Genomic DNA, 23,516 nt, shown 5'->3' on the forward strand with positions numbered 1-23,516 from the left:
GTCCGCTATTCGCGTAAAGCCGAAACGCCGTCGCCGCTTACTGTTTTAAATTGGGGCGGCCAGGATAGACCTTTAAGAGAGCCACTCGATAATCGAGTAGCGAAGTGCGAAGTTGCTTGGAAGCGCTATCGGCGCCGCGATTTGCACTTGGATGAGCGCGTTTGATTGCCAGTTAAAAGACAGAGGCGCTTGAGCGAACGTGAGATCGCCATTTGGGCCACGTAATGTAAGGACGACGTCGGTGAGGTCTTGGCTAGCGACAGAAGTTGGCAGTGAAACATTGACGAAGTAGCGAAGGTTCCCGCTGACGGGGTTGTAGCTGCCCCAAGTTGGTTGCGCCTTCTCACCACGAACTCGCTGGCGGTACAGCGGTAAGGCACTACCGTTCGACGCTAGCACTGGCGTTAGCAGTGCAGGGGCTACAACGGTGATCGCGCCAGCTACCGGTCGCATCAACCCCGCCGGCCCAACCGCCTGAATTCTGCCGCCGAACACGTTAACGACACCTGCTTGATTGAAGAGACCATTCGCCGCCGCCTGTCCAGTCGGATTTGAATTTCCGGTCACGTCCGCGTCGTAGATGTCGAGAATGGTACCTGTGGAAACGTCGATCCCCGCTCCGTCACCTTGTCCATTTAACGCGTTTGCCCCACCGACAAATTTGCCGCCCCTGATCTGCGCCGTCGTATAATTTAGACTTGCACCTGCCGAGTTGGCGGACACGAAGCGGCTATTAACGATCTGAAGGTCAAGGACGCCGTAAGTTGCGCCGCTAATCACCTGACCTTGCACTGATAAGGCCGGGACCGCGTTCGTCACCTCGATAGCACAATCCTCGTAGATAACGGTTCGAAGATTGAATGGATCAACCGCAGCAGGGAGGGCTCCCGCACCGGCCTGCCCGTAGCCGACACAGCGCAGGGTCCGGACTTTGAAAATCGGGCCGTATTCGTGATAGATGGCCTCGCAGGGCACCAACGCGCCGCCGTCCCAAGTCGTCGTCTCGGTGTTGGAATAGCAATCGACGCGAAGCACCTCGACATCGCCGGTGCTCTCGAAGCAAACTTGAGAATTGAAGGCGCGGCATCGGCGGCGTTCAATACCGCGCATTTTGCGCTGCCCATTGTCACCGCCGTAATCAGCCGAATCATAATGAGCGTAGCCGGTCGCGTCATAAACATCGACTCGTTCGATTATGGTACCAAACGCGTCTTGATTCTTCGCACGGATTGTAACGCCCGCGACCCGGTCGGTCAGCGAACCGCCCAACCCCGAACGCTGGCAATATACCGAGTAATTGCAACTGCCTCCGTTAATATCATCAAGATGATAAACTGTCTGCACCGGGGTAGTCCGAGTTCCAAACGGAACTGGAATAATGTATATTGAACTTACTGATCGTGTGACACCAACCAGCCACTTACCAGAAGGTACAATGATAACCGCCTCTACGTCTGACGGTGGGATCGAAACATAGTGCGAAAGCGAACCGAGGTTAAGTGTTTGTACCATCGGCGCCGCTAGCGCAGTGTTTAAGATAGATCGCGCATCAATTTCCGCGCCGCCCAAGGCACCAAACTGCGCGGCGTAAAACGGCTGGTCCAACGCGAGTTGCCACATCGCACCATCAGCTGAATGGAACCAACTGTAACCCTCTTGTGACGGATCTAGCGTTGCAGCAGTGCGCTGATAGGTAGCAGCGCCACCGTCGTTGGCCGCTTCTCGTCCGCTCGTGCGTATGACATCTGTCGCATCATCGATTGAAGTGGCTGTTGCCTGAGTGAATGTGCCTACGATATAGATCATTTTTCTCTCCGCTGAGGAAGCTAAGCACGGATCTTGTCGTAATGATAGATTGCTTAAGTGGACCATTCAGTAAGCATGTAGCGAATTGCGAAGCCGCTCGGCAGCGCGACAGATGAGGCAATCTGTACCTGGATCAGCGCATCCGATTGCCAATTCCACGACAACGGCGCTTGCGCGAAAGTCAGATCGCCGTCCGGCCCATGCAGCGACAGCATCACATCAGTCAGGTCGCGGCTGGCAACGGAGGTCATCAGCGCGATGTTGACGAAGTAGCGCTGGTTGCCGGCAGCCGGGTTGTAACTGGCCCAGCTCGTCTCGGCTGCTTCTCCGCGGACACGCTGGCGATAGCTGGGCAGGGTGCTGCCGCTGCCCGCGGTCGTCGGCGTCATGATCGGCGTCGCTGCGAACTGAACCGTGCCGCTGTATGCGAATTGAAGACCAGCGGGGCCATTCGCCGTCAGGATTCCCGCGCCATGCCAGCGCACCACACCTGCCTGCTGGTTGAGCCCATAAGATGCACCCTGGCCGGCCGGATCGCTATTTCCGGTCAGCGACGGCGCATAGAGATCAAGCATCGCGCCGATGCTGACGTCGATACCGGCTCCATTACCAAGCCCATTCGCCGCGCTGTTGCCCCCAATATACGTCCCGCCTCTGATAATCGCCGCCGTGTTGGCAAAGCTGGCGCCAGCGGCATTCGCCGATACAAAGCGGCAGTTGAGGAGCTGCAAGTCTTGAACGACGTAGAGGGTGCCGTGGGTCATCTGCCCGATTGCGATGATGGCCGGCACCGCGTTGGTCACCTCGATGTCGCAGTCCTCGTAGATGACGGTGCGAAGATCGTACGCGTCCGCAGTGATCGGATGCGCCCCGGCGCCAGCTTGACCGAAGCCGACACAGCGCAGGCTCCGGACTTTGTAGATCGGGCCGTATTCATGGTAGATGACCTCGCAGGGCACCAACGCGCCACCGTCCCAGGTCGTGATCGAGACGTTGGCGTAGCAGTCCTCGCGAAGCACTTCGGCGTCGCCGGTGCTCTCGAAGCATACCTGAGAGTTGAACGCCCGGCACTCGCGTCGTTCGATGCCGCGGAGTTTGCGCTGCGGCCCGCTACCGCCATAATCGGCGCTGTCATAGTGCGCGTAGCCGGTTGCGTCATAGACATCGACACGCTCGACAGTTGTCCCGCAGCCGTCCACATTCTGAGCGCGGATCGTCACGCCCGCCACACGATCTCCAAGCGATCCGCCGAGCCCGGATCTCTGGCAGTAGACCGAATAGTCGCGCGAGCCGCCATTCACGTCGTCGGTATGCTGGACGACCTGAACCGCGCGGCTGCGCGTGCCGAATGCTACGGGAACGACATAGATCGCGCTGACCGATCGCGTGATGCCGACCAGCCATTTGCCGGCAGGAAGCGCGATGATCGCGTCGACAGCGCTGGGTGGGATCGAGCAGTAATGCGACAGCGGCCCAAGGTTCAGGGTCTGGACCATGGGCGCCGCCAGCGCCGCGTTCAGGATCGGGCGCGCATCGATACCGTTCCCGCCGAGCGCCCCGAACATTGCCGCCATGAACTGCTGACCCGCTTCCAGCACCCACTGCGATCCGTCCGCCGCCTGGAACCAGCTATAATCCTGCTGCGCGGCCGTAAGCGCCGGCATCGGTGCCACCCACCGGACATAGCTGGCCGCGCCACCATCGCCGCGCAACTGGCGGCCGGTCGTGCGGATGCGGTTGATGCCGCCGGCAAAGGCCATCCCCTTTGCCGCAGCGAACAGGCCCACTTCAGTCGCGCTCGCGCCGGGGGAGCCTTGGACGAAGTCGGGAAGCTGGTTGGCGTATGCCTGCGCCCGGTCGGCCTGCGTCTTGGCTGCCGCGACCGCGGCTTGCGCCGTCACCACCAGCGCAGCTGCGGCGATGCTCGCCTGCGACAGGGCGACTTGGATCAGGTCCATGCCAGCGACCGACACCGCAACGCCGCTGTCTCCGATCGTCAGCACGATCCCTGCCGTCGCGACACCGCATCCGCCCCCGCCGACGCTCACCGGCCGGTTAGCGGGAGCGCCATCGCTGTCGATCGGAGAGGCCAGCGCCAAGAAGGCTCCGGTGAGACGCGTCGAGCCCGAGATTTGGATCGCATAGGTTCCGATCCAGGGATCACCCACCTCGCCGGCGTACGGCAGCGCCTGCATTGCCGCCTTGGTGACCTGGAGTGCGGCATGGCCGGTTGGCACGCCCGCTACGTCGAAGGTCGTCGGAAGGATGCGGATGCCGCTCGCCGCAGGATCCGCCGTCTGGGGCAGATCCTGCGTCAGGAACGGGTTGTCGCCGCTCTGGCGGATCTGACCGCGGATCGACAGCGCGGCGAGATCGACGCCGGGGACGGCGATCGGGATCAGGCAGGCTTCGTTGCGCCAGCCACCCAGGGCCTGCGTTGCATATGGCAGCATCATGATGTCCTTGCAGGAGGAAGTTAGCCTGCGACCCAGGCAGAGCCGTTGCAGAAGACGGGCGCCACGACGCTTCCGCCACCCATGAGCGGGCTTAGGAAAGTCGGCGCGGTTGCATCGGTGACCACCGAGCGGGTGCCGCGCGCGGCGGTGTTGCAGGTCACGAGCGCAGAGACGGTGCTGGCGCCGGTGGTCTGCACCGTCGTCCCCAGCACAGTGGCTGCGTAGATGGACGACAGCCTGGCCGACGCGGACCCGATGCCCACGGCACCGTCGTTACTCGGCACCAGCGCCGACAGCCCCATGTTCAGAGACGCACCCCCTGCGCCGCCACCGAACAGGCGGGTAAGCCCGTTGTTGCCGTTATTATAGCCAAGATAGATTCCGTCGCTGCTCGCGTTCATGTTCGCCAAGACACGGACGCTGAAGTAATTGTCCGCTGTCGCCATATCGACGCCGATGCTGCCGGCAGCCTGGCCGCCGACGATCTTGGCGGCGAAGGTCTGGGCAGCGCCCCATGTATTCGCGGTATTCAGGAGCGGCACCGTCGCGCCGCTCGTGCCGGTGTTGGCGGTAGCCGCGGTGCCAAGGCCAAGGTTCGTACGTGCGGCGGCGACGGAGGCAACATCAGACAGATTGTTACTGACGGCTAGCCGTGCCGTGGTGTCGCTGGCGTTGATCGTGATCGGTGCCGATCCGTCAAATGGCACGCCATTAATCGCGCGCGGCGTGGCCAGCTTGGTTGCGGTGCCAGCGTTGCCGGTGACATTCGTCTGGTCGCCGGTGTTCGTGCCGGTGATCCCGTCGAGTTTGGACTTATCCGCCGCGGACATCGTGCCCGCCGCGCTGCTGGTCGCCGCGCCGATCGACAGCGCGAGGTTGCCGGTGAGCGTTCCACCACCGGCGAGCGGCGCCGCGGTGCTGATCGTCAGCGACGTGGGCACGCGTGCGGTGCTGTCTGTGGCGTTCGACCCAAGGCCGAGCGTGTTGCGCGTCGTCGGCGCGTCCGGCTGCGTCAGCAGGCTGAGGCCGAACGGCGTGGTCGCGCGGGCTGTGGGTGACGATGTTAGCGCCGCAATCGCGGCTAAGTCGGCGTCGCTCGGCTGAAACGTGCCGGAGGAACCCGCATAGCCGACGATTTGGTTGAGCGTCATCAGGACGCCGGAACAGGTCGTGCCCGACATGCAGAGGCTCGGCTGCTGTGCCAGCACGGTGTCCGTGCCGCTGGCAGGTCCGGCCGGCGGGAAGGCATTGAGCCGCTGCGCCGCGGCAGGCGCGCATGCGAGGAACCCCGCCGCGATGATTGCGGCGAGGCGGACGAGCTTCATCATGATCGCTCCTATGGGATCTGGGCGTTGGAGAGGCGCTGCTGAAGCGTGGTGATCTGTTCGGTCATCGTCGTGCAGGGCAACTCGGCGTTCCCGGTGTCCATGTTCCCGCGGACTCATGAGACGCGGTTCTGCGGCGACTGGCAGGGCTCGACCTATGGTGGCGGCGACGATGGCGAACGTATCGTGGTCGCCTTCCCCACCGCGGTTTCTCGCGCAGCAGCATGATGCGGGCGGCAGCGTCCCACCCGGACCTGATCGCATTCGCGGAAGCCCTTGCACGGGCTCACGTGGTGCGGGACATACAGGCTGCTCGCAAGGAATCGCCCCGTGCGCACCGTCATCTACGCTCGCTACAGTAGCCAACTCCAGAACCCTCGTTCGATCGAGGACCAGATTGCTGCGTGTCGCGAGCGGGCAGCCCGTGAAGGTTGGACGATTGCGGGCATATACGACGACCATGCAATCAGCGGCGCCGCAGGGCTGGATACGACGCAGCGGCCGGGGCTGCATGCTATGCTCGCCCATGTCGAGGCTGGCGGTGTCGACCAGGTTCTCACCGAAGCCACCGATAGGATCGCGCGTCATCAGGGCGACGCCTTCGCGGTGCGCGAGCGGCTTCAATATGCCGGCGCTCGCCTGTTCACGCTGATTGATGGTGAAGTCGACGAGATCACCGGCACGATCAAAGGCCTGTTCGACGCCCGCATGCGCAAGGACCTCGCGCACCGGGTCAGGCGCGGGCACGTCGGCAACATCAACCAGGGCCGGGCCGCATCGGGCATCGCATATGGCTACCGCCGCGTGCCGCACCTCGACGAGCGCGGCGAGCCCGTTCGCGGCCTGCGTGAGATCGAGCCTGATCAGGCGGAGATCGTGCAGCGCATCTATCACGAGTACGCGGCTGGGCAGAGCGCGCTGGCTATCGCCAAACGGCTGAACGTCGAAGGCATCTCTCCGCCGAGGCGTGGAATCTGGCGAGCCTCGACGCTGATTGGTCACCGCGCGATCGGGTTCGGCATCCTCTGCAACCCCATCTACGTCGGCCGGCTGAGCTACGGCCGGAGCAAGAGCGTCGTGGATCCTCGCACTCGCGAACGTCGGACCAAACCCGGCACGGGCGGCATCCACGAAGGATGGGCCCCTCACCTCCGCATCATTACCGATGCGCTGTTCGACCAGGTGCAGGAGCAAATCGAGCGCCGATCATCACCAAGCCCCGAGCGCCAGCGCCGTCCCAAACACGTGCTGTCCGGCATCGGTCAGTGTGGGATATGCGGGAGCAACTGGATCATCACCCGGAAGGGGTATTGGGGATGCAGCCGGGCCGACGCCGGTCACGCGTGCGCCAACCGTCGGCTGATCCGGACCGAAGAATATGAGCGACGCGTCCTGGACGAGTTGAAGGGGCAGATGCTCGCACCCGACGTCGTGTCCGCTTACCTGCGTGAATACCACCGTGAGCATGCGCGAGTGACGGCCACCATGGCCAAGGATCGAGATCGCACTCAGCGCAAGTTCGACGAAGCAGCGCGCAAGGTGCAGCGCCTGGTGGATGCAGTGGCGGCCGGTGGCAGCGACTTTGCCGAGATCCGCGAGCTGCTCACCGGAGCGAGAGACGAGCGCGATCGGCTGGCCAAGGAGATGGCGAGCATGGAGGCGCTACCGATCCTTTCGCTTCATCCCGGGCTGGCCGACCAGTACCGCCGCGAGGTTGCCGAACTGGAGCAGTCGCTCGCGGACGAAGCCACACGGCTTGAAGCGGTGCCGAAGCTGCGAAAGCTGATCGCACGGGTTGTCGCGATCCCCGCGGACGCGCCACGGGGAGTCGCTCTGGAGGTCGTGCGGCAGATCGACGAGGTGCTGAAGCTCGCCGTCCCCCGGCTCAGTTCGTCGCTGTAGGTCCAGCGAGTTTGTTAGCCTGTGTCCCGGCCAGCTTTTCAGCACAATCGAGGCATTCGGCCAGCTTCAACGCCAACATGGTTTCTTTTGCTTCGTCAGCGCAGCGCAACAATTCACTTAGTGAATCGATCATTGATTTAAGTTGCACACCCAATCCTATCCACGCCACGGACCCTGACGGATCAAGCTGGCATAGCTTAGCCCTGGGCTTTAGCTTCTTACCATCAAATGAAATTAAATCGAACGCAGATAAATGACCATTTTGTCATAGCCCTGCTGTGACAAGCTCGCCGGCTTATTACCATTGGGGAGAGCTGTCAGTCCTTCATCAGCCAGAGCACGCATCCATTGCAGGCGTACCGTAGAAGTGGATTCTGAATTTCGATCGGTTTCAGGCGCCGCGCCTAGAGGATGAGGGGCCTGCACGAACAAACTGAGTAGCAGTTCCCAAGCGTGATCCGTTACCAACTTCATACCAAACATCACGCTGCGTCGCTCGTGATCATCGTACAGCTTCCTAGCCTTCTCACGTAGAAGGGGGTGTTCGTCATCAAACTGCATATATTGGTCTTTGTAATGGCGTCCACGCGCGCTCAGGTAGGCCTGCATCTAGTCGGCGAGAGTGCCGAAGCGTGCCGAGCACGAGGAGCGCAAGCATAGGGTAGCCAAGGAATGCAGGAGCCCTGAGGTAGACGACTGGCAGGATGGTTGGATCGAACGCACGCACACCATGCACGCCGACATCCAGCAGATGAAGGGCAGCGATGTACATGGGCCAGTAGCGATCAGCTCGCGCTGCCACTGCCATCAGGCCGATCATAAGCGTGACATCTACCGCAAGGCCCCACGTGTTCACCTCGGCGTAGGTGCGTCCGGGATAGGTGACCGCCGTGCTGGCAAGAGCCGCCACGAACAGCATGATGCCGACTAGACGCTCTGGCGCTCCTCCCCGGTAAACGGCGTGAGCGGAGACGAGCGCCAGAGCAGCATAGAAGACAAGAATGTGCGTCACTGCCACCTATCCTGATGTGCGTATGATCAGGCCACGGCCAACGTAGGACCGACCACCGCAATGTCGGAGGCTTGGGGGGGACAGTTCGTGTCGCCAAAAGCATGAACGTCATAACCGAGCGAGTCGCCAAGCCGGCGGAGGAGCCGATGGCCGTCAGCGCTGTGTCCGAGGGCATCGCTGATGTGCAACGTCACCCGGCTCATCTGCGAGATGAACTGGTGGCCAGTCAGCGGAGGAAGACCCTCGGCGCTCGATGCCGCTGCGAACGCTGCGTTGACGCGTGCGCTTGCGGCATAGCTGTCGCGGATCAGCCGTTCCATATCCGTTAGGGCGTTTGCGAGCTCATCAAGGTTGGCATGACGCGCCAGGTCATCGCGTCGCTCGACCAGCGACAATGTCAGAGGCGAGGCGGACGGTGTCTGCGAGGACGCCGAACCCGACTGCGAAGACGAGAGCGATGATGGGGATCCAGATGAGGCGAGCGAGGGGGCTGAGGTCATTGTAGGCGGCTCCTGTCGGGCGGAAAGGAACCAGCTTTCGCCACATGGGCATAGCTGGTTCGCTGACCCCAGTTGCCGGTGAAAGCGACGATTTCCCTACCCCTACAGGATCGAGTTCGAATTTTTGGGGGATCTTCATGCCTTGCTCGAAGGCGTGCAGCTGTTCGGCCGCATCAACTCGATCGCGCGCACGAAGGATGCGGATCGCCTCGGTGCAGTAGGTCCCGACCGTGCCGACCGACAGGCCGAGGATCGCCGCGATCTCCTTCGTGCGCTTGCGGTCGTAGGCCAGCCGCAGGCATTCTCGCTGGCGAGGTGACAGCCGGTCAAAACGCTGGTCCGTGAGGATCGTCATATAGATTAACTAGGACGGAACGGCGACGCTTGCGATCCAGAATGTTGCCCGGACACAAACACGCGCGTTTCAGAAAAATACGTCGTCGCCCTCCGCCTTCGGCCTCCTGTCCCTGTCATGGGTTCGGCCGTGGCGATGTTGAAGCTGCGGAAGCGGCGGCCGGAGCTTTCGCTATGGCAACTGCCAAGTGAAGCGGCCGCTGCGCATGACTGTTAAATCGCCCTGAGCGATCACGTCCATGCCGATAAGAAGATCAAAATCGCCGTTGTCTCTGAAGTCTACGCCGTTTACCTCGTCGAACCAGTAATACCCTCGCACCCCGTCGTCATCGTAGATCGCGGCTAGGGCGAAGCGGTACTGGTTATGGTGTTCGATGCTGGAGACCCCGCCTAGGCGCATTTTTCCTCGCGGCCGGAGTCCCATGGCCTGCGCGGCGCTACGGGTGATGCACGTCCTTTGTGCACCGGTGTCGATCAACCCACGGAGTGCGCTGACCGAACTGGATGCTATAAAGGGTGTTGGTGCAACGCCAGGGACCACAATTTGCGCAGGCTGCACCGCTACATCGATTAAAATCCGGCGGTGCCGATCGACCGCTCCTGCGATCGTCCGCACCTAGGCGATAACGTGGGAGAAGAAGCCGAGGTCCACCACCTCGTCAGTCACTTCCTGGATAGAGAACATGTCGTCTTTGTATCGCGCCATGCCGTTGCCTTCAGCGACGCTGGCGCTGGGGTAAAATTCGATGATCTCTCCATGGCGCAGCAATGCCCACTCGCCTTTTCGAGCAGGCAGGTACTGCTGAACGAGGCGCTGGAAACTGTCGAAGTTCCCATCGATCTCGTTTTGAAGGGCGTTCATGGCGGGGGCTCCCATGGCTGTTAGAGATTCCTAACACGCTGCGATTCTCGCATACAACCGCTAATGATCCCTATCGGTGCCCTTTGAGACTTCCTGACACTTCCTGGTACTTCCTGAAGCGCCCTGAAGCCGCGTTGCGGTAACGCCTAGTGCGTTGAAGCGCATGCCAAGACGATCGTCGTCCGCACCGCGCTCGGTGCGGGCATGCCGCTCGCGGGCACGGGCTGCGCCATTTCGGTGCCGATGCTGGAGTCGATCGCGGGCCAGCGCAGCGGCGATCCCTTCGATGCGGACAGTCTGACCGAAGATTACGAACTCGGCCTGCGCATCGCCGAACTGGGCGGCCGGGCGACGTTCGCCAGGGTTCGCGACGAGGATGGCGCGCTCGTCGCGGTGCGTGCCTTCTTCCCCGCCACGATCGATGCCGCGGTTCGCCAGAAGGCGCGGTGGCTGACCGGGATCGCGCTCGCGGGATGGGACCGGACGGGCTGGTCGCGCGCGGCGGCGATCGGCGATCACTGGATGCGAATGCGCGACCGGCGCGCGCCGCTCGCGATGCTGGTGCTCGCGATCGCCTATGGCGCGCTGGTCTGCTGGGGCGCGGACGGCGCGCTGCGCTGGGGGCTCGGCGAGCCTGGGGTCGCGATGCATCCGTCCTGGCTGATCGCGGTCAACACGGCGTTGCTGATCTGGCGGATCGGGTCGCGGATGGCGTTCACCGGCGCCGCCTATGGCTGGCGGGAGGCGCTCTGGGCGGCACCGCGCTTCGTTGTCGGCAACTATATCGCGCTGCTGGCGGCGCGGCGCGCGCTGTTCCGCTATGTGGCGATGCTGCGGGGCGCGCCGACCGTGTGGGACAAGACGGTCCACGCCTTTCCCGCAGAACTGGTCGCAGAGGGTCGGTGAGAGACGGGCGGCCGCTTCGCTTCCTCACTGTCACGATCGTCGGTTGGGTGGGCTTGCGCGCGGCGATGCTCGTGCCGGGCGCGGAACCCCTGGAGCCGCTGATGCGCGCGTTGGCGCCGCCGCTCGTCGCGCAGATATTCCTGCCTGAAGCGGCGGCGTTCGCACGCCCGACGCCATTCTTGCACGTCGCTCCGCTCACCCGCGTGCCGCGTGCCGAGGCGCCAGTGGCGCCACCCGAGAGCCCGCCCGAGTCGCCGCCCATGACCGGAGGCCCGGTTGCCGTCGCCGCGCCACGATCGATGCCCGGCATCCTGACGGCGCCGCTTCGGCCGACGCCGATCGCCGCAGGGCCGGGAAGGCTCGCCGGCAGCGCGTGGCTGCTGGCGCGCGGCGGCGCGGGCGGCACCGTGTCGGGCGGGCAGCTCGGCGCCTCGCAGGCCGGCGTCCGGCTCACCTACGCGCTGGGCCATGGCCGGCGCGTGGCGATCGCCGCGCGGCTCGCCACGCCGCTGAGCGGTACGGGCAAGGAGGCCGCGATCGGACTGGAATGGAAGCCGACTCGGTTGCCGTTCCGCCTGATCGCGGAGCAGCGCTTCGTGCTCGACGGCGGGCGCGGAGGACCGACGATCGGGGTGATCGGTGGCTATGGCCCGGCCGAGATCCTGCCCGGCGTCCGCATCGAGGCCTATGGCCAGGCGGGCGCGATCGCCCGCGACGGGGTGGAGGGGTTCATCGATACCGCCGCGCGCCTCACCCACCCCACCGCGCGGATCGGCCATGCCCGGCTCGATCTGGGCCTCGGCGCCTGGGGCAGCGCGCAGCGCGGCGCCGCGCGGTTCGATCTCGGGCCCACCGCCGGGCTCGCGCTGCCGGTGGCCGGGCGCAACCTGCGGCTGGCGCTCGACTGGCGCCAACGGCTGGCAGGTGCGGCCCATCCCGGTTCGGGGCCAGCCTTCACGATCGGCAGCGACTTCTGAAGCCCCTCGCGGTCGTCCGGCGACGGCCCAGGAAAGCAATTGATACTCACTCGCATCAGCGCTATATGAAGTTCATGGCCTCGCACATCAGCCTCGAAACTCTGCCGCGCCGGTGCCAGGCGACGGTCGAGACGATCGAATGGAACCGCCTCGGTGCGCCCGAAGCGCGCCGCCTGCGCGAACTCGGCTTCGACGAGGGCGTCGGGGTGGAGGTGCTGCACCGGGCCACGCTTGGCCAGGGCCCGATCGCGTGCCGTATCGGCCGCATGACGGTTGCGCTGCGCCGTGCGGTCGCCGCCTCGATCCACGTCGCGCCCCTCGCCCACTGACATGCATGCCGCGCCCCTGGTGGCGCTGGTCGGCAATCCGAATGCCGGCAAAAGCGCGCTGTTCAACGCGCTGACCGGCGCGCGGCAGAAGGTGGGCAATTATCCCGGCGTCACCGTAGAGCGGCATTCGGGACGGCTGATCCTCGAGGATGGCCGTCCGGTCGAGCTGGTCGACCTGCCCGGCGCCTACAGCCTCGATCCCTCCTCCCCCGACGAGCGGGTGACGCGCGATTTCGTGACCGGCACGCAGGCGGGCGAGCGGCTGCCCGATGCGCTCGTCGTGGTGGTCGACGCCGCCAATCTCGACAATCACCTGCGCTTCACGCTCCAGCTCATCGCGCTCGGGCTGCCGATCGTCGTCGCGCTCAACATGGTCGATCTGGCCGAACGCGACGGGCTGACGCTCGACGCCGCGCTGCTCGCGCGCGAGCTGGGCGTGCCGGTCGTCCCCACCGTCGCCGTCCGGCGGCGCGGGATCGACGAGCTGAAGGCAAAGCTGGGCGGCATGGTCGGTGCGGGGCCGGCGCGGCTGCGCGCCTCCGACGGCAGCGTGCAGCAGGATATCGTGACGCTGCAACGCCGCGCCCGCGTCATCGCGCGCGCCGCCACCGTGGCCGAATCGCCCGTACGCCGGTGGACGAACGCGTTCGACGCGGTGGCGCTTCATCCGGTTGCCGGGCCGCTGCTGCTCGTCGCGATCATGTTCGTGATGTTCCAGGCGGTGTTCACCGCGGGTGCCGGACCGGCCGATGCGATCGCCGCCGCGTTCGATTCGGTGGGGCAGGCGATCAAGGGCATCATGCCCAACACCGTGCTGCGCTCGCTCCTCACCGACGGCGTGATCGCCGGGATCGGCGCGGTGGTGAAGTTCCTGCCGCAGATCCTGATCCTGTTCCTCTTCATCCTGGTGCTGGAGGCGAGCGGCTATATGGTGCGCGCGGCCTTCCTCATGGACCGGATGATGGCCGCGGTGGGCCTGTCGGGCCGGGCGTTCATCCCGCTGCTCTCCTCCTTCGCCTGCGCGGTGCCCGGCATCATGGCGACGCGCACGATCGAGGACGAGAAGGACCGGCTGACCACCATCCTGATCGCGCCGCTGATGACCTGCTCCGCCCGCCTGCCCGTCTACACGCTGGTGATCGGCGCGTTCATCCCGAACCGGCAGGTGCTGCCGCTCGTCGGGCTGCAGGGGCTGGTGATGCTCGCGCTCTACGTCATGGGCGTGGTCGGCGCGTTCGTGGTGGCGCTGATCCTGCGCAACACCGTGACCAAGGGCGCGTCGTCGGGCTTCATGATGGAAATGCCCAAATACCAGATGCCGCGGCTGCGCGACGTGGGGCTGGGATTGTGGAGCCGCACCGAAATCTTCCTGAAGCGCGCCGGCACCATCATCGCGACGACGACGATCGTGCTGTGGGCGCTGCTCAGCTTTCCCCGGCCGCCGATCGGCAGCCCGGTGTCGAGCGTCAATTATTCGGTGGCGGGGCGGATCGCCAATGCGATCGAGCCCGGCTTCCGTCCGATCGGCTTCAACCGCGACATCGTGCTCGCGCTGATCCCGGCGATGGCGGCGCGCGAGGTGGCGGTGGCGGCGATCGGCACGGTCTATGCGGTCGATCATCCCGAAAGCGATGCGGGGGGCGAGGCGATGGTCGCCGATCTGCGCGGTCATTGGAGCCTGCCGACGGCGCTCGCCTTCCTGATGTGGTTCGTCTTCGCGCCGCAATGCATATCGACCATCGCGGTGACCCGGCGCGAGACGAACGGGTGGAAATGGCCCGCCTTCATGGTTGGCTATCTGTTCTTTGCCGCCTACATCATGGCCGGAATCACATATTGGCTGGCGGTGCTCGCCGGCTTCTGAAGGGGCGTCATATGGCGGGCAGCGTCAACAAGGTCATCATCGTCGGCAATCTGGGCCGCGATCCCGAAAGCAAGTCGTTCCAGAACGGCGGCAAGGTCGTCAATCTGCGCATCGCCACGTCCGAATCGTGGAAGGACAAGATGTCCGGCGAGCGGAAGGAAAAGACCGAATGGCATTCGGTCGCGATCTTCAACGAAGGGCTGGCCAACGTCGCCGAGCGATTTCTGCGCAAGGGATCGAAGGTGTATATCGAAGGCGCGCTGCAGACCCGCAAATGGCAGGATGCGCAGGGCCAGGACAAGTACAGCACCGAGATCGTGCTTCAGGGCTTCAACAGCGTGCTGACGATGCTCGACGGCCCGAATGGCGGCCAGGGTGGCGGCGGCGGCGGCGGTGGGAGCCGCGGCGGCGGTGACGACTGGGCCGGCGGTGGCGGCGGCAACGATTTCGGCGGCGGCCCTTCGGGCGGTCGTGGCGGCGCCTCCTCGGGCGGCGGTTCGCGCGGCGGGTTCGGCCAAGGCGGCGGCGGTGGCGGCTTCTCGGACGATCTCGACGACGACGTGCCGTTCTAGGCCCGGGCCACGACCCGCTTGACCATGGCCGATGCGGTCGATCCTTCGTCGGAAGCCGAACGCACGCGCGTGATTTCGGCTTACGACATCGAAGCGGTGCGCCACGAGGGCGCCCTCGACGACGTGACTGCTTTCGTGTCGCGGCTGTGCGAGGCGCCCGTTGCGCTCGTCACGGTGGTGGGCGAGACCGAGCAGCTTTTCCTCGCGCGCACCGGCTTCGCCATGACGGGCACGCCGCGCGACATCTCGTTCTGCACGCACGCGATCGGCCAGGACGGGCTGATGGAGGTGCGCGACGCCACGCGCGACCCGCGCTTCGTGAACAACCCCCTCGTCACCGGCGAGACGCAGGTGCGCTTCTACGCGGGCATGCCGCTCGTCACGTCGGACGGCGTGGCGCTGGGCAGCGTGTGCGTGCTCGACACGACGCCGCGTCCGGAGGGGCTCACGCCGCTGCAGCGCGAGGGCCTGACGATGCTCGCCAGCCTGGTGATGGCGCGGCTCGACGATCGCCGCGGCGCGATCGCGCGGACGGTCGATCAGGCGGCCGCCGCGCGCGCGTTGGAGGCGAGCGAACTGAAGTTCCGCACGCTGGCCGACACCATGCCGCAGATGGTCTGGTCGACGCTGCCGGACGGCTATCACGACTATTACAACGCGCGCTGGTACGAATTCACCGGCGCGCCGTCCGGCACCACCGATGGCGAGGGCTGGAACGGCATGTTCCATGCCGAGGACCAGGACCGCGCCTGGACGACCTGGCGCCACAGCCTGGAGACGGGCGAGCCCTATTCGATCGAATACCGCCTGCGCCATTTCGACGGCACCTATCGCTGGGTGCTCGGCCGGGCGCTGCCGATGCGCGACGAGGGCGGCGCCATCGTGCGATGGTTCGGGACGTGCACCGACATCCACGAACAGAAGCTCGCCTTCGAAGAGCGCGAGGTCATCAGCCAGGAGCTGAGCCACCGGATCAAGAACATCTTCGCGGTGGTCGCCGGGCTCATCAGCTTCGCCGCGCGGCGAACCCCCGCATTCGCCCCGATCGCGACCGATCTGCGCCACCGGATCACCGCGCTGGGCCGCGCGCACGACTTCGTGCGGCCGCACAGCGCGCGGTCGCGGCCGAGCGTTAGGCAGGACAGCCTCATCGGCCTGCTCGACGAGCTGTTCGCGCCCTATCAGCCCGAAGAGGGGCGCCATCTCACGGTGGACGGTGCGGACATCGCCATCGACGATCAGTCCGCCACGCCGCTCGCGCTCCTGTTTCACGAGCTCGCCACCAACGCGACCAAATATGGCGCGCTGGCCATCGAGGGCGGTCGCGTCGCGGTCTCGATCGAACAGCGCGGCGACACGGTGCGGCTCGTCTGGCGCGAGACGGGCGGCCCGCGCATCCTCGAAACGCCCGAGCAACATGGGTTCGGCAGCCAACTCATCGAAATGAGCGCTGTCCGTCAGCTGGGCGGGGCGGTCACGCGCGACTGGCGGCCCGAGGGGCTGGCGATGACTGTCCTGGTGCCGATCGAAGCGCTACGGCGGAACTGAAGCGCGCGTCCGTTCCGCTGCCCTCACTGCGAGACCGGGCCGGCGATCAGCCGCCGATCGGTAGAAGCGCGGTGCCGGGTGCCTGGCCTTCGCCCGCCAGCGCGGCGGCGGCGAGGATATCGGCTTCGCTGAACGGCTTGCGGATATAGCCCAATGCCTGGCCCCCCTGCCCGATCTGCGCGGGATTGGCGGTCACGAAGACTACTTTGATGCCATAATCGCGCGCGATGGCCTCCGCGATCGCGGGGCCCGTCGGCCCGTCGCGCAGATTGACGTCGACAAAGGCGAAGCTGCACCCCGGCGCGGCTTCGAGCGCGCTCGCCCGGTCGGCCGCGATCCCGCCCACCACATAGCCCGCATCGGTGAGGATGCGTTCGAGATCGAGGGCGACGAAGATCTCGTCTTCGACGATAAGGGCAGTCTTGCTCACGGCATTTCCTAAAGGGTCCGCGTTGGAACCTTTGCACGCGCCGCAAGTTCCGCGCAACCATTTCGGCTGAGCAGAAACACCGCATGTTCCGCCATCAGATTGGCCCCCGCCGCGGTGGTCCGCTTGCCGCGCGACAGGAACCAGGCGCCCTCCACCACGATCCCGCGGCCGTTCAGGAAATGGCGGAAATCGTCGATCGTCACGTGATGGATGTTGGGCGTGTCGTACCAGCGTTCGGGCAATAGCCGCGTCACCGGCATCCGCCCGCCCCACAGCAGCGACAGCCGAACGCGCCAATGCGCGAAATTGGGGAAGGAGACGAACGCACGCATGCCGATCCGCAACAGATGATCGAGCACGACATCGGGCGCGCGGGCGGTCTGGAGGGTCTGGCTGAGGATCGCATAGTCGAAGCTGCGATCGGGATAGGCGGCAAGCTCGATATCGGCGTCGCCCTGGATCACCGACAGGCCGCGCGCGACCGCGGTGGCGACGTTGCCGGGATCGATCTCCAGCCCGCGCGCGTCGACGCCGCGTCGGTCGCGCAGCGCCGCCATCAACTGGCCGTCGCCGCACCCGATATCGAGCACGCGCGATCCCGGCGCGACATGGTCGGCGATCACCGCCAGATCGGGGCGCAGGCTCATGGCGCGGCCTTCAGCGCGGCCATGAACGCCGGATCGAGCCGTTCCATGAAACGCTCCGGACGGATCGGCGAACGAAAGCCGACCGCTTCATACACGCCGTGCGCATCCGCCGTGACGAGGGCGAAGCGGCGAACGCCGGCCAAGCGCGGATGGTCGACGAACCAGCGCACCATGTCCCGCCCGAGCCCCTGCCCGCGCGCCGTTTCCTCGACCCAGACGTCGGCGATCCAGGCAAAGGTCGCGTGATCGGTAATCACCCGCGCGAAACCGATCTGTTCGCCATTTCGATACGCACCCAGCGGATGCGAGCCGGCGATCGCCCGTTCCACCAGGGCGCGTGCGATCCCGGGCGACCAGTAGCTGGAGGCGAGCCACGCATGGATCCGGTCCATATCGAGCTGGGCGGGATCGTCGGACAGGAGGATGGCGCTCATGCCGATGCCCTCAGAAAACCGTCGACGACGCGGTTGAGCTCGGGCGATTCGAGCAGGAACGCGTCGTGACCGTACGGGCTCGACAGCTCGACGAAGCTGGTCGGCGCTCCCGCCGCGTTCAGCGCGTGGACGATCGTGCGGGATTGCGCGGTGGGGTAGAGCCAGTCGGTATCGAAGCTGACGAGGCAGAAGCGCGCGCGCGACGCGCGAAAGGCGTTGGCGAGCAGCCCGCCATGCTCCTCGGCCAGATCGAAATAGTCCATCGCCCGCGTGATGTAGAGATAGGAATTGGCGTCGAACCGATCGACGAAGCTGATCCCCTGGTGCCGCAGATAGCTTTCCACCTGGAAATCGGCGTCGAAGCCGAAGCTCTTGGCCTCGCGGTCCTGCAGCTTGCGACCGAATTTCTCGGTAAGGCCGGCTTCCGACAGATAGGTGATGTGCGCCGCCATCCGGGCGACCGCGAGGCCCGCCGCGGGTGGCTCGCCATCGGCGTAATAGGCGCCGCCGCGCCAGTCGGGATCGGCCATGATCGCCTGCCGCCCGACCTCGTGAAAGGCGATGTTCTGCGCGGTGTGGCGCGCGGTCGCGGCGATCACGACGCAGGCGCGCAGCCGATCGGGCTGGCTCGCCGCCCAGGACAGCGCCTGCATGCCGCCCATCGACCCGCCGACCACCGCCGCCAGCACGCGCACGCCCAGATGATCGAGCAGCATCGCCTGCGCGCGCACCATGTCGCGGATGGTGATGACGGGAAAGCGCATCCCCCAGGGCACGCCCGTCGCGGGATCGATGCTGGCCGGCCCGGACGACCCCATGCAACTGCCGAGCACGTTGGCGCAGATCACGAAATGGCGCGCCGGATCGATCGGCCGCCCGGGCCCCACCATGCGCGTCCACCATCCGGGCTTGCCGGTGCGCGGGTGGGCCGAGGCGACATGCTGGTCACCGGTCAGCGCATGGCAGATCAGGACGGCGTTCGCGGCATCGGCATCGAGCGTGCCATAGGTCTCGTACGCGATGTCGACCGCGGGCAGGACGCCGCCGCCGTCGAGCCGCAGCGGCTGGGCCAGGGTCACGCGGCGCGAGAGGCCGAAGCGCGGATCGTCGGACATGCCGGCTGGCTAGGGCGCGGCGCTTTGCAACGCAAGCCGCGCGCCGCTATGGCCCGGCCATGACAGCCCCCGCCCCCAAACCCTGGATCCTGGGCATCGCGCCCTATGTTCCCGGCCGATCGACCACCGACGACGGCCGCACCGTCGCCAAGCTCTCGTCCAACGAGAACCCGCTCGGCACCAGCCCCGCCGCAAAGGCCGCGTTCGACGCCGCCGACCGCACGCTGGAACGCTATCCCGATGCGGGCGCGGGCGCGATGCGCGAGGCGCTGGCGGGGGCGTACGGCCTCGACCCCGCGCGCGTGATCTACGGCACCGGATCGGACGAGATCCTGCATCTGGCCGCGGGCGCCTATGCGGGCGCGGGCGACGAGGTGATCTTCGTGCGCTATGGCTTTGCGGTCTACGAGATCGCGACGCGGCGCGTGGGCGCCGAGCCGGTGATCGCGGCGGACGCGGATTACGCCACCGACGTCGATGCGATTTTGGCCGCCGTGACGCCGCGCACGCGCATCGTGTTCGTCGCCAATCCGAACAACCCGACCGGCACGTTCACGCCGCGCGCCGAGATCGCGCGGCTGCACGCGGGGCTGCGCAAAGACGTGCTGCTGGTGCTCGACCAGGCCTATGCCGAATATCTGACGCCCGAGGAGGACGATGCCGGGCTGGCGCTCGCGATGACCGAAGCGAACGTGCTGGTCACGCGCACCTTTTCCAAGATCCACGGCCTTGCCGCCGAACGGATCGGCTGGGGCTATGCGGCCACGCAGGTGATCGACGCGATGCACCGCATCCGCGCGCCGTTCAACGTGACGACCGCCGGCCAGGCCGCCGCGATCGCCGCGATCGGCGATGCGGGCTTCGTTGAGGCGACGCGCGCGCACAACACGCGCTGGCGCGACTGGTTCGCCGGCGAGATCGGCACGATGGGCCTGCACGCGGTGCCGTCCAAGGCCAATTTCGTGCTCGTGCTGTTCGAGGGCGCGTTGACCGCGGAGGCGGCCTATCACGGGCTGATGGACGCGGGTTACATCGTGCGCTGGTTGCCCAATCAGGGCCTGCCCCAGGCGCTGCGCATCTCGATCGGCACCGAGGCGGAGACGCGCGGCGTGACGGATGCCTTGCGCCGGCTGGTCGAGCGGGCGGGCTGATGCTGCCCTTTGCCCGCGTGTCCATCCTGGGACTCGGGCTGATCGGATCGTCGATCGCGCGCAGCGTGCGTGCGCGCATGCCGACGGTGCGGCTGACCGGGCATGACGCCGATCCCGACGTACGCGCGACCGCCGACCGGCTGCAGCTCTGCGACGACATCGCGGAGAGCGCGGGCGCGGCGGTGATCGATGCCGATCTCGTCATCCTGTGCGTGCCGGTCGGTGCGATGGGCGCGCTGGCGGCGGCGTTCGCCGACGATCTGCCGGCCGAGGCGATCGTCAGCGACGTCGGCAGCTGCAAGGCGGAGGTGGCGCGCGCGCTGCGCGAGGCGCTACCGGGTGCGGTGATCGTGCCCGCGCACCCGGTGGCGGGCACCGAGCGCAGCGGCCCCGAGGCGGGGTTCGCCAGCCTGTTCCAGGGCCGCTGGTGCATCGTCACCCCCACCCCCGACGCGCCCGAGGGCGCGGTCGAGCGCGTGCGCGCGTTCTGGGAGCGGCTGGGCGCGGAGGTGGAAACGATGACGCCCGAGCATCACGACCGCGTGCTCGCGATCACCAGCCACCTGCCGCACCTGATCGCCTATACGATCGTCGGCACCGCAAGCGACTTGGAGGCGGTGACGCAGTCGGAGGTCATCAAATATTCGGCGGGCGGGTTTCGCGACTTCACGCGCATCGCCGCCTCGGACCCGACGATGTGGCGCGACGTGTTCCTCACCAACCGCGAGGCGGTGCTGGAAATGCTCCAGCGTTTCAGCGAGGATCTGAGCCAGCTGCAACGCGCGATCCGCTGGGGCAAGGGCGACGAGCTGTTCGACCTGTTCACCCGCACCCGCGCGGTGCGGCGATCGATCGTCGAGCAGGGCCAGGACGACGCCGCCCCCGATTTCGGGCGCACCCACGGGTAAAGGGGATGGCGTTCGTTCGATCGCGCCCGCCCATCCCGTTCGTGCCGAGCTTGTCGAAGCACGCTTGCGCCGGCGAGCCCTCGCATTCGGTACAGGCCCTTCGATAGGCTCAGGGCGAATGGGAGAGGTACAATCCCGCGCGCGGCTGAAATCACACGGTCGGGGTCGCGACGACGCGCAGTGGGGTTCACGCGGCGGCGCGGAGATGTCGTCCGCGCGGCAGCGCGCCGTTATCCGACACTCAGGTGATGAAAGGCCGCTGGCGCGACAGGTGGCTGACCTCCTCCGCGCCTACGCGTGAACACCTGCTTTTCAGAGCGTCCGACTACGGCCGGTCCAGCGCGTTCATCGCGGCGTGCACCCGCGCCTCGATCTCCTCTCGGCCCAGACCCGGCGGGATGACCTCGCCGAAGCGGAAGGTGATCGTGCCCGCCCGCTTTGCGCCCTTCTTGGGCCACAGCACGCCGCTGTCGCACGCGACCGGCACCGTTGGCAGCGCGAGCAGGCGATAGAGGCCGGCAAAGCCCGATTTCAGCGGCGGCTGTTCGCCGGGCAGGACGCGCGTGCCTTCGGGGAAGATCAGGATCGATCGCCCCTGCCCTTTCGCCAGCGCCGCCTCGCGCATCATCTTGCGCAGCGCGGTGGACGAGGCGTCGCGATCGACCACCAGCGCGCCGTAGCGCCGCGTCGCCCAGCCCCAGACCGGAATGTCCGCCAGCTCCTGCTTCAGCGCCATGGCGGGGCCGTCGAGCATGCGCTGCAGCTCCATCGTCTCGAACATCGCCTGGTGCTTGGCGGCATAAAGCGCCGGCCCCTCGGGCAACACGCCCTCGATCCGGACATGGATGCCGAGCAGCACGCGCGTCGCCCAGGCGTGGAACCGCGTCCACACCGTGGCGTGCGCGATCACCGCCTTTTGCCCGAAGAGTGCGCTGACCGGCACCGTCGCCACGATCGGCACCGACAGGCCGTAGAAGATCGTGCGGAACACCAAAGTGCGGATCCAGGCGATCACGATCCCATCCCCGACCAGAGCGCCACGCGGCGCAGCAGCAATTTGTCATATTCGTTGATCGTCGTCATCAGCCGCGGGTTGCTCGGCACGCCGTCGCCCAGCACCACGGTGCCGCGCGGCGCGGCGGCGCGCAATTCCATCGTCGCGCGCGCGACATGCCAGTCCGAGGTGACGAGCCGGATCGTGCGATAATGGTGTTCCAGCATCCAGCGCGTCGTCTCCTCGGCGTTGGACCGCGTGTCGACCGCCTCGCGCCCCAGATCGATGCAGCAGGCGAAGAGCGCGGGCGAAGCGCGATATTCGCGCGCCAGATCGCGCGGGCGCACCCCGGCGCCTACCCCGGTGACGAGCATCCGCTTCGCCCGGTGATCGCGCAGCAGCGCCAGCCCGCGATCGATCCGCCCCGCCCCGCCGGTCGGCACCACGATGCCGTCGGTCGTCCCCTCGTCCAGCGGCCCGGGGAGCGTGAGCATGAAGACCGCGAAGCCCAGCGCCCAGAGGATGCCCAGCACCGAGAGCGCGCGCACGATCACAGCGTGCGCCGCAGACGCGTGACGACCGCCACTCGCGCGACGATCGTCGCCAGCAGCACATAGGCCGGCGGCAGTAGCGCGAGCACCACCCAGTCGCCGGTCGCGAGCGTCACGTTGCCCAGCAGCTCCGATCCGAGCGCGGCCAGCCGCGTGCCCACCAGCAGGATCACCGCCACCGCCGCGATCCCGCCGATCGCGCCGCCGATCGCGGCGTCGCGCGCCAGCCGGCGCTGGAACAGCCGCGCGACCTGCACGTCCGTCGAGCCCAGCATGTGCATCACCTCGATCGTCGCGCGGTGAGTCTCGAGCCCCGCGCGCGCGGCCAGCACGATCACCGCCGCCGTGGCCGCCGTCATCAGCGCCACCAGCGCGATAGCGAGCAGCACCATGGTGTGGAGCACGCCGCTGACGGGGCTCATCCAGCTTTCATGCGCATCGACGCGCACCCCCGCCAGCGGCGCGAGCGCGGCGCGGACGCGGCCGGGATCGCCGCCCGCGGCCAGATCGACGTCGATCATCGCGGGCACGGGCAATTCAGGGTCCGCGCCGTCGCTGCCGAGCCACGGCGCCAGCAGCCGGGCGAGTGCGGCATGATCGACCGGCTGCACGCGGGTAACGCCGGCCACCTGACGCAGGATCGCCGCCGCGCGCGCCGCGGTCACGTCGCGTCGCATCGAATCACCATCCACCACCTGCACCGTCAGCCGCCCGGCCAATTGCCGATCGAGCAGCCGCGACGCGCCCGCGGTGGCGAGCCCCATGGCGGCGGCGAGCAAAGTGAGGAACAGCATGATCGCCATCACCCCCGTCATCGCGCGAAAATCGCCCGCGGTGTCGAGCACCCGGCGTTCGCGGTGGCCCCGGTTCATC

25 protein-coding genes and 1 pseudogene are annotated in these 23,516 nt (G+C 66.4%); 10 read left to right on the plus strand and 16 right to left on the minus strand.

Annotation, left to right across the window (positions count from 1 at the left end; genetic code table 11):
* Nucleotides 1-72: 72 nt before the first annotated feature.
* Genes OXQ95_RS00130 through OXQ95_RS00140 form a run of 3 tightly spaced genes read right to left on the minus strand, consistent with a single transcriptional unit; the run spans nucleotide 73 to nucleotide 5,590 of the window.
* The gene (locus tag OXQ95_RS00130) at nucleotides 73-1,806 is read right to left on the minus strand and encodes a hypothetical protein (RefSeq protein WP_267378090.1); all 1,734 of its coding nucleotides are present in this window, start codon (nucleotides 1,804-1,806) and stop codon (nucleotides 73-75) included.
* A gap of 53 nt (nucleotides 1,807-1,859) precedes the next feature.
* Nucleotides 1,860-4,262 carry a hypothetical protein gene (locus tag OXQ95_RS00135; protein WP_267378093.1) on the minus strand — a complete coding sequence of 801 codons (2,403 nt, stop codon included), beginning with the start codon at nucleotides 4,260-4,262 and terminating at the stop codon, nucleotides 1,860-1,862.
* 20 nt (nucleotides 4,263-4,282) lie between these two features.
* Nucleotides 4,283-5,590 (minus strand): hypothetical protein, encoded by a 1,308-nt coding sequence (locus OXQ95_RS00140; RefSeq protein ID WP_267378095.1) that lies wholly within the window; start codon nucleotides 5,588-5,590, stop codon nucleotides 4,283-4,285.
* 45 nt (nucleotides 5,591-5,635) lie between these two features.
* Between OXQ95_RS00140 and OXQ95_RS00145 the strand changes: the two genes are divergently transcribed.
* Both OXQ95_RS00145 and OXQ95_RS00150 read left to right on the plus strand, forming a co-directional pair.
* Entirely contained in the window at nucleotides 5,636-5,815 is a 180-nt protein-coding gene (locus OXQ95_RS00145; RefSeq protein ID WP_267378098.1) for a hypothetical protein, read from the plus strand.
* Between the two features lie 102 nt (nucleotides 5,816-5,917).
* A complete protein-coding gene (locus OXQ95_RS00150; protein ID WP_267378100.1) occupies nucleotides 5,918-7,489 on the plus strand; it encodes a recombinase family protein in 1,572 nt (523 codons plus the stop codon).
* Between the two features lie 234 nt (nucleotides 7,490-7,723).
* Here the strand turns inward: OXQ95_RS00150 and OXQ95_RS00155 are convergent, their stop codons facing one another.
* The 6 genes from OXQ95_RS00155 to OXQ95_RS00180 all read right to left on the minus strand — a co-directional run bounded on the left by OXQ95_RS00155 (nucleotide 7,724) and on the right by OXQ95_RS00180 (nucleotide 10,217).
* Nucleotides 7,724-8,050 (minus strand): hypothetical protein, encoded by a 327-nt coding sequence (locus OXQ95_RS00155; protein ID WP_267378103.1) that lies wholly within the window; start codon nucleotides 8,048-8,050, stop codon nucleotides 7,724-7,726.
* On the minus strand, nucleotides 8,040-8,501 hold the full coding sequence (locus OXQ95_RS00160) for a hypothetical protein (protein WP_267378106.1): 462 nt from the start codon (nucleotides 8,499-8,501) through the stop codon (nucleotides 8,040-8,042). Before OXQ95_RS00160 ends, OXQ95_RS00155 begins: the two co-directional genes overlap by 11 nt.
* Nucleotides 8,502-8,527: 26 nt before the next feature.
* Nucleotides 8,528-8,821 carry a hypothetical protein gene (locus OXQ95_RS00165; RefSeq protein ID WP_267378109.1) on the minus strand — a complete coding sequence of 98 codons (294 nt, stop codon included), beginning with the start codon at nucleotides 8,819-8,821 and terminating at the stop codon, nucleotides 8,528-8,530.
* Between the two features lie 49 nt (nucleotides 8,822-8,870).
* Nucleotides 8,871-9,356, minus strand: coding sequence for a helix-turn-helix transcriptional regulator (locus tag OXQ95_RS00170; protein WP_267378112.1), 486 nt, complete (start codon nucleotides 9,354-9,356; stop codon nucleotides 8,871-8,873).
* A gap of 171 nt (nucleotides 9,357-9,527) precedes the next feature.
* The gene (locus OXQ95_RS00175; RefSeq protein WP_267378115.1) at nucleotides 9,528-9,833 is read right to left on the minus strand and encodes a hypothetical protein; all 306 of its coding nucleotides are present in this window, start codon (nucleotides 9,831-9,833) and stop codon (nucleotides 9,528-9,530) included.
* A 138-nt stretch (nucleotides 9,834-9,971) separates the two neighbouring features.
* Entirely contained in the window at nucleotides 9,972-10,217 is a 246-nt protein-coding gene (locus OXQ95_RS00180) for a hypothetical protein (protein WP_267378117.1), read from the minus strand.
* 171 nt (nucleotides 10,218-10,388) lie between these two features.
* Between OXQ95_RS00180 and OXQ95_RS00185 the strand changes: the two are divergent.
* The 6 genes and pseudogenes from OXQ95_RS00185 to OXQ95_RS00210 all read left to right on the plus strand — a co-directional run.
* Nucleotides 10,389-11,123 (plus strand): annotated as a pseudogene (locus OXQ95_RS00185) (glycosyltransferase family 2 protein); the annotation flags it as partial.
* Nucleotides 11,120-12,100, plus strand: a complete 981-nt coding sequence (locus tag OXQ95_RS00190; protein WP_267378120.1) for a hypothetical protein — start codon at nucleotides 11,120-11,122, stop codon at nucleotides 12,098-12,100. The pseudogene OXQ95_RS00185 and the gene OXQ95_RS00190, both read left to right, overlap by 4 nt.
* A 65-nt stretch (nucleotides 12,101-12,165) precedes the next feature.
* On the plus strand, nucleotides 12,166-12,429 hold the full coding sequence (locus OXQ95_RS00195; protein ID WP_267378123.1) for a FeoA family protein: 264 nt from the start codon (nucleotides 12,166-12,168) through the stop codon (nucleotides 12,427-12,429).
* 1 nt (nucleotide 12,430) lies between these two features.
* A complete protein-coding gene (locus OXQ95_RS00200; RefSeq protein ID WP_267378126.1) occupies nucleotides 12,431-14,293 on the plus strand; it encodes a ferrous iron transporter B in 1,863 nt (620 codons plus the stop codon).
* 11 nt (nucleotides 14,294-14,304) lie between these two features.
* Nucleotides 14,305-14,865, plus strand: a complete 561-nt coding sequence (ssb, locus tag OXQ95_RS00205) for a single-stranded DNA-binding protein (protein WP_267378129.1) — start codon at nucleotides 14,305-14,307, stop codon at nucleotides 14,863-14,865.
* Nucleotides 14,866-14,889: 24 nt separating this feature from the next.
* Complete coding sequence (locus OXQ95_RS00210) at nucleotides 14,890-16,413, plus strand: PAS domain-containing protein (protein WP_267379186.1); 1,524 nt, start codon at nucleotides 14,890-14,892, stop codon at nucleotides 16,411-16,413.
* Between the two features lie 46 nt (nucleotides 16,414-16,459).
* On the opposite strand, the gene OXQ95_RS00215 is transcribed toward OXQ95_RS00210, so the two are convergent.
* The 4 genes from OXQ95_RS00215 to OXQ95_RS00230 are packed head-to-tail and all read right to left on the minus strand — an operon-like array spanning nucleotide 16,460 to nucleotide 19,039.
* Nucleotides 16,460-16,843: a response regulator gene (locus tag OXQ95_RS00215; protein ID WP_267378131.1), complete on the minus strand. Its 384-nt coding sequence runs from the start codon at nucleotides 16,841-16,843 to the stop codon at nucleotides 16,460-16,462.
* A gap of 8 nt (nucleotides 16,844-16,851) precedes the next feature.
* Complete coding sequence (gene metW / locus OXQ95_RS00220; protein WP_267378133.1) at nucleotides 16,852-17,490, minus strand: methionine biosynthesis protein MetW; 639 nt, start codon at nucleotides 17,488-17,490, stop codon at nucleotides 16,852-16,854.
* On the minus strand, nucleotides 17,487-17,924 hold the full coding sequence (locus tag OXQ95_RS00225) for a GNAT family N-acetyltransferase (RefSeq protein ID WP_267378134.1): 438 nt from the start codon (nucleotides 17,922-17,924) through the stop codon (nucleotides 17,487-17,489). The genes metW and OXQ95_RS00225 overlap by 4 nt, the downstream gene beginning before the upstream one ends.
* Complete coding sequence (locus tag OXQ95_RS00230) at nucleotides 17,921-19,039, minus strand: homoserine O-acetyltransferase (protein WP_242097333.1); 1,119 nt, start codon at nucleotides 19,037-19,039, stop codon at nucleotides 17,921-17,923. Before OXQ95_RS00230 ends, OXQ95_RS00225 begins: the two co-directional genes overlap by 4 nt.
* Before the next feature lie 59 nt (nucleotides 19,040-19,098).
* On the opposite strand from OXQ95_RS00230, the gene hisC reads away from it, so the two are divergent.
* Nucleotides 19,099-20,190, plus strand: coding sequence for a histidinol-phosphate transaminase (gene hisC, locus OXQ95_RS00235; RefSeq protein ID WP_267378137.1), 1,092 nt, complete (start codon nucleotides 19,099-19,101; stop codon nucleotides 20,188-20,190).
* On the plus strand, nucleotides 20,190-21,098 hold the full coding sequence (locus OXQ95_RS00240; protein ID WP_267378140.1) for a prephenate/arogenate dehydrogenase family protein: 909 nt from the start codon (nucleotides 20,190-20,192) through the stop codon (nucleotides 21,096-21,098). The genes hisC and OXQ95_RS00240 overlap by 1 nt, the downstream gene beginning before the upstream one ends.
* Nucleotides 21,099-21,423: 325 nt before the next feature.
* Here OXQ95_RS00240 and OXQ95_RS00245 read toward each other — a convergent pair whose 3' ends face one another.
* From OXQ95_RS00245 to OXQ95_RS00255, 3 genes are read right to left on the minus strand one after another with little or no spacing between them, the layout of a single operon-like run.
* Nucleotides 21,424-22,110: a 1-acyl-sn-glycerol-3-phosphate acyltransferase gene (locus OXQ95_RS00245; protein WP_267379189.1), complete on the minus strand. Its 687-nt coding sequence runs from the start codon at nucleotides 22,108-22,110 to the stop codon at nucleotides 21,424-21,426.
* On the minus strand, nucleotides 22,110-22,646 hold the full coding sequence (locus OXQ95_RS00250; protein WP_242097330.1) for a YdcF family protein: 537 nt from the start codon (nucleotides 22,644-22,646) through the stop codon (nucleotides 22,110-22,112). The genes OXQ95_RS00245 and OXQ95_RS00250 overlap by 1 nt, the downstream gene beginning before the upstream one ends.
* Nucleotides 22,643-23,515 (minus strand): permease, encoded by an 873-nt coding sequence (locus tag OXQ95_RS00255; RefSeq protein ID WP_267379192.1) that lies wholly within the window; start codon nucleotides 23,513-23,515, stop codon nucleotides 22,643-22,645. The genes OXQ95_RS00250 and OXQ95_RS00255 overlap by 4 nt, the downstream gene beginning before the upstream one ends.
* Nucleotide 23,516 lies beyond the last annotated feature (1 nt).

The organism is Sphingomonas sp. GC_Shp_6, assembly GCF_026540835.1.
GTDB lineage: Bacteria > Pseudomonadota > Alphaproteobacteria > Sphingomonadales > Sphingomonadaceae > Sphingomonas.

Bases quoted from the DNA above. Each gene is read 5' to 3' on its own strand.
- OXQ95_RS00130 (WP_267378090.1), bottom strand. From the start codon at position 1,806: ATGATCTATATCGTAGGCACATTCACTCAGGCAACAGCCACTTCAATC.
- OXQ95_RS00230 (WP_242097333.1), bottom strand. From the start codon at position 19,039: ATGTCCGACGATCCGCGCTTCGGCCTCTCGCGCCGCGTGACCCTGGCC.
- OXQ95_RS00255 (WP_267379192.1), bottom strand. From the start codon at position 23,515: ATGAACCGGGGCCACCGCGAACGCCGGGTGCTCGACACCGCGGGCGAT.
- OXQ95_RS00140 (WP_267378095.1), bottom strand. From the start codon at position 5,590: ATGATGAAGCTCGTCCGCCTCGCCGCAATCATCGCGGCGGGGTTCCTC.
- OXQ95_RS00165 (WP_267378109.1), bottom strand. From the start codon at position 8,821: ATGGAACGGCTGATCCGCGACAGCTATGCCGCAAGCGCACGCGTCAAC.
- OXQ95_RS00200 (WP_267378126.1), top strand. From the start codon at position 12,431: ATGCATGCCGCGCCCCTGGTGGCGCTGGTCGGCAATCCGAATGCCGGC.
- OXQ95_RS00135 (WP_267378093.1), bottom strand. From the start codon at position 4,262: ATGATGCTGCCATATGCAACGCAGGCCCTGGGTGGCTGGCGCAACGAA.
- OXQ95_RS00155 (WP_267378103.1), bottom strand. From the start codon at position 8,050: ATGCAGTTTGATGACGAACACCCCCTTCTACGTGAGAAGGCTAGGAAG.
- OXQ95_RS00180 (WP_267378117.1), bottom strand. From the start codon at position 10,217: ATGAACGCCCTTCAAAACGAGATCGATGGGAACTTCGACAGTTTCCAG.
- OXQ95_RS00240 (WP_267378140.1), top strand. From the start codon at position 20,190: ATGCTGCCCTTTGCCCGCGTGTCCATCCTGGGACTCGGGCTGATCGGA.
- OXQ95_RS00225 (WP_267378134.1), bottom strand. From the start codon at position 17,924: ATGAGCGCCATCCTCCTGTCCGACGATCCCGCCCAGCTCGATATGGAC.
- OXQ95_RS00170 (WP_267378112.1), bottom strand. From the start codon at position 9,356: ATGACGATCCTCACGGACCAGCGTTTTGACCGGCTGTCACCTCGCCAG.
- OXQ95_RS00195 (WP_267378123.1), top strand. From the start codon at position 12,166: ATGAAGTTCATGGCCTCGCACATCAGCCTCGAAACTCTGCCGCGCCGG.
- hisC (WP_267378137.1), top strand. From the start codon at position 19,099: ATGACAGCCCCCGCCCCCAAACCCTGGATCCTGGGCATCGCGCCCTAT.
- metW (WP_267378133.1), bottom strand. From the start codon at position 17,490: ATGAGCCTGCGCCCCGATCTGGCGGTGATCGCCGACCATGTCGCGCCG.
- ssb (WP_267378129.1), top strand. From the start codon at position 14,305: ATGGCGGGCAGCGTCAACAAGGTCATCATCGTCGGCAATCTGGGCCGC.
- OXQ95_RS00210 (WP_267379186.1), top strand. From the start codon at position 14,890: ATGGCCGATGCGGTCGATCCTTCGTCGGAAGCCGAACGCACGCGCGTG.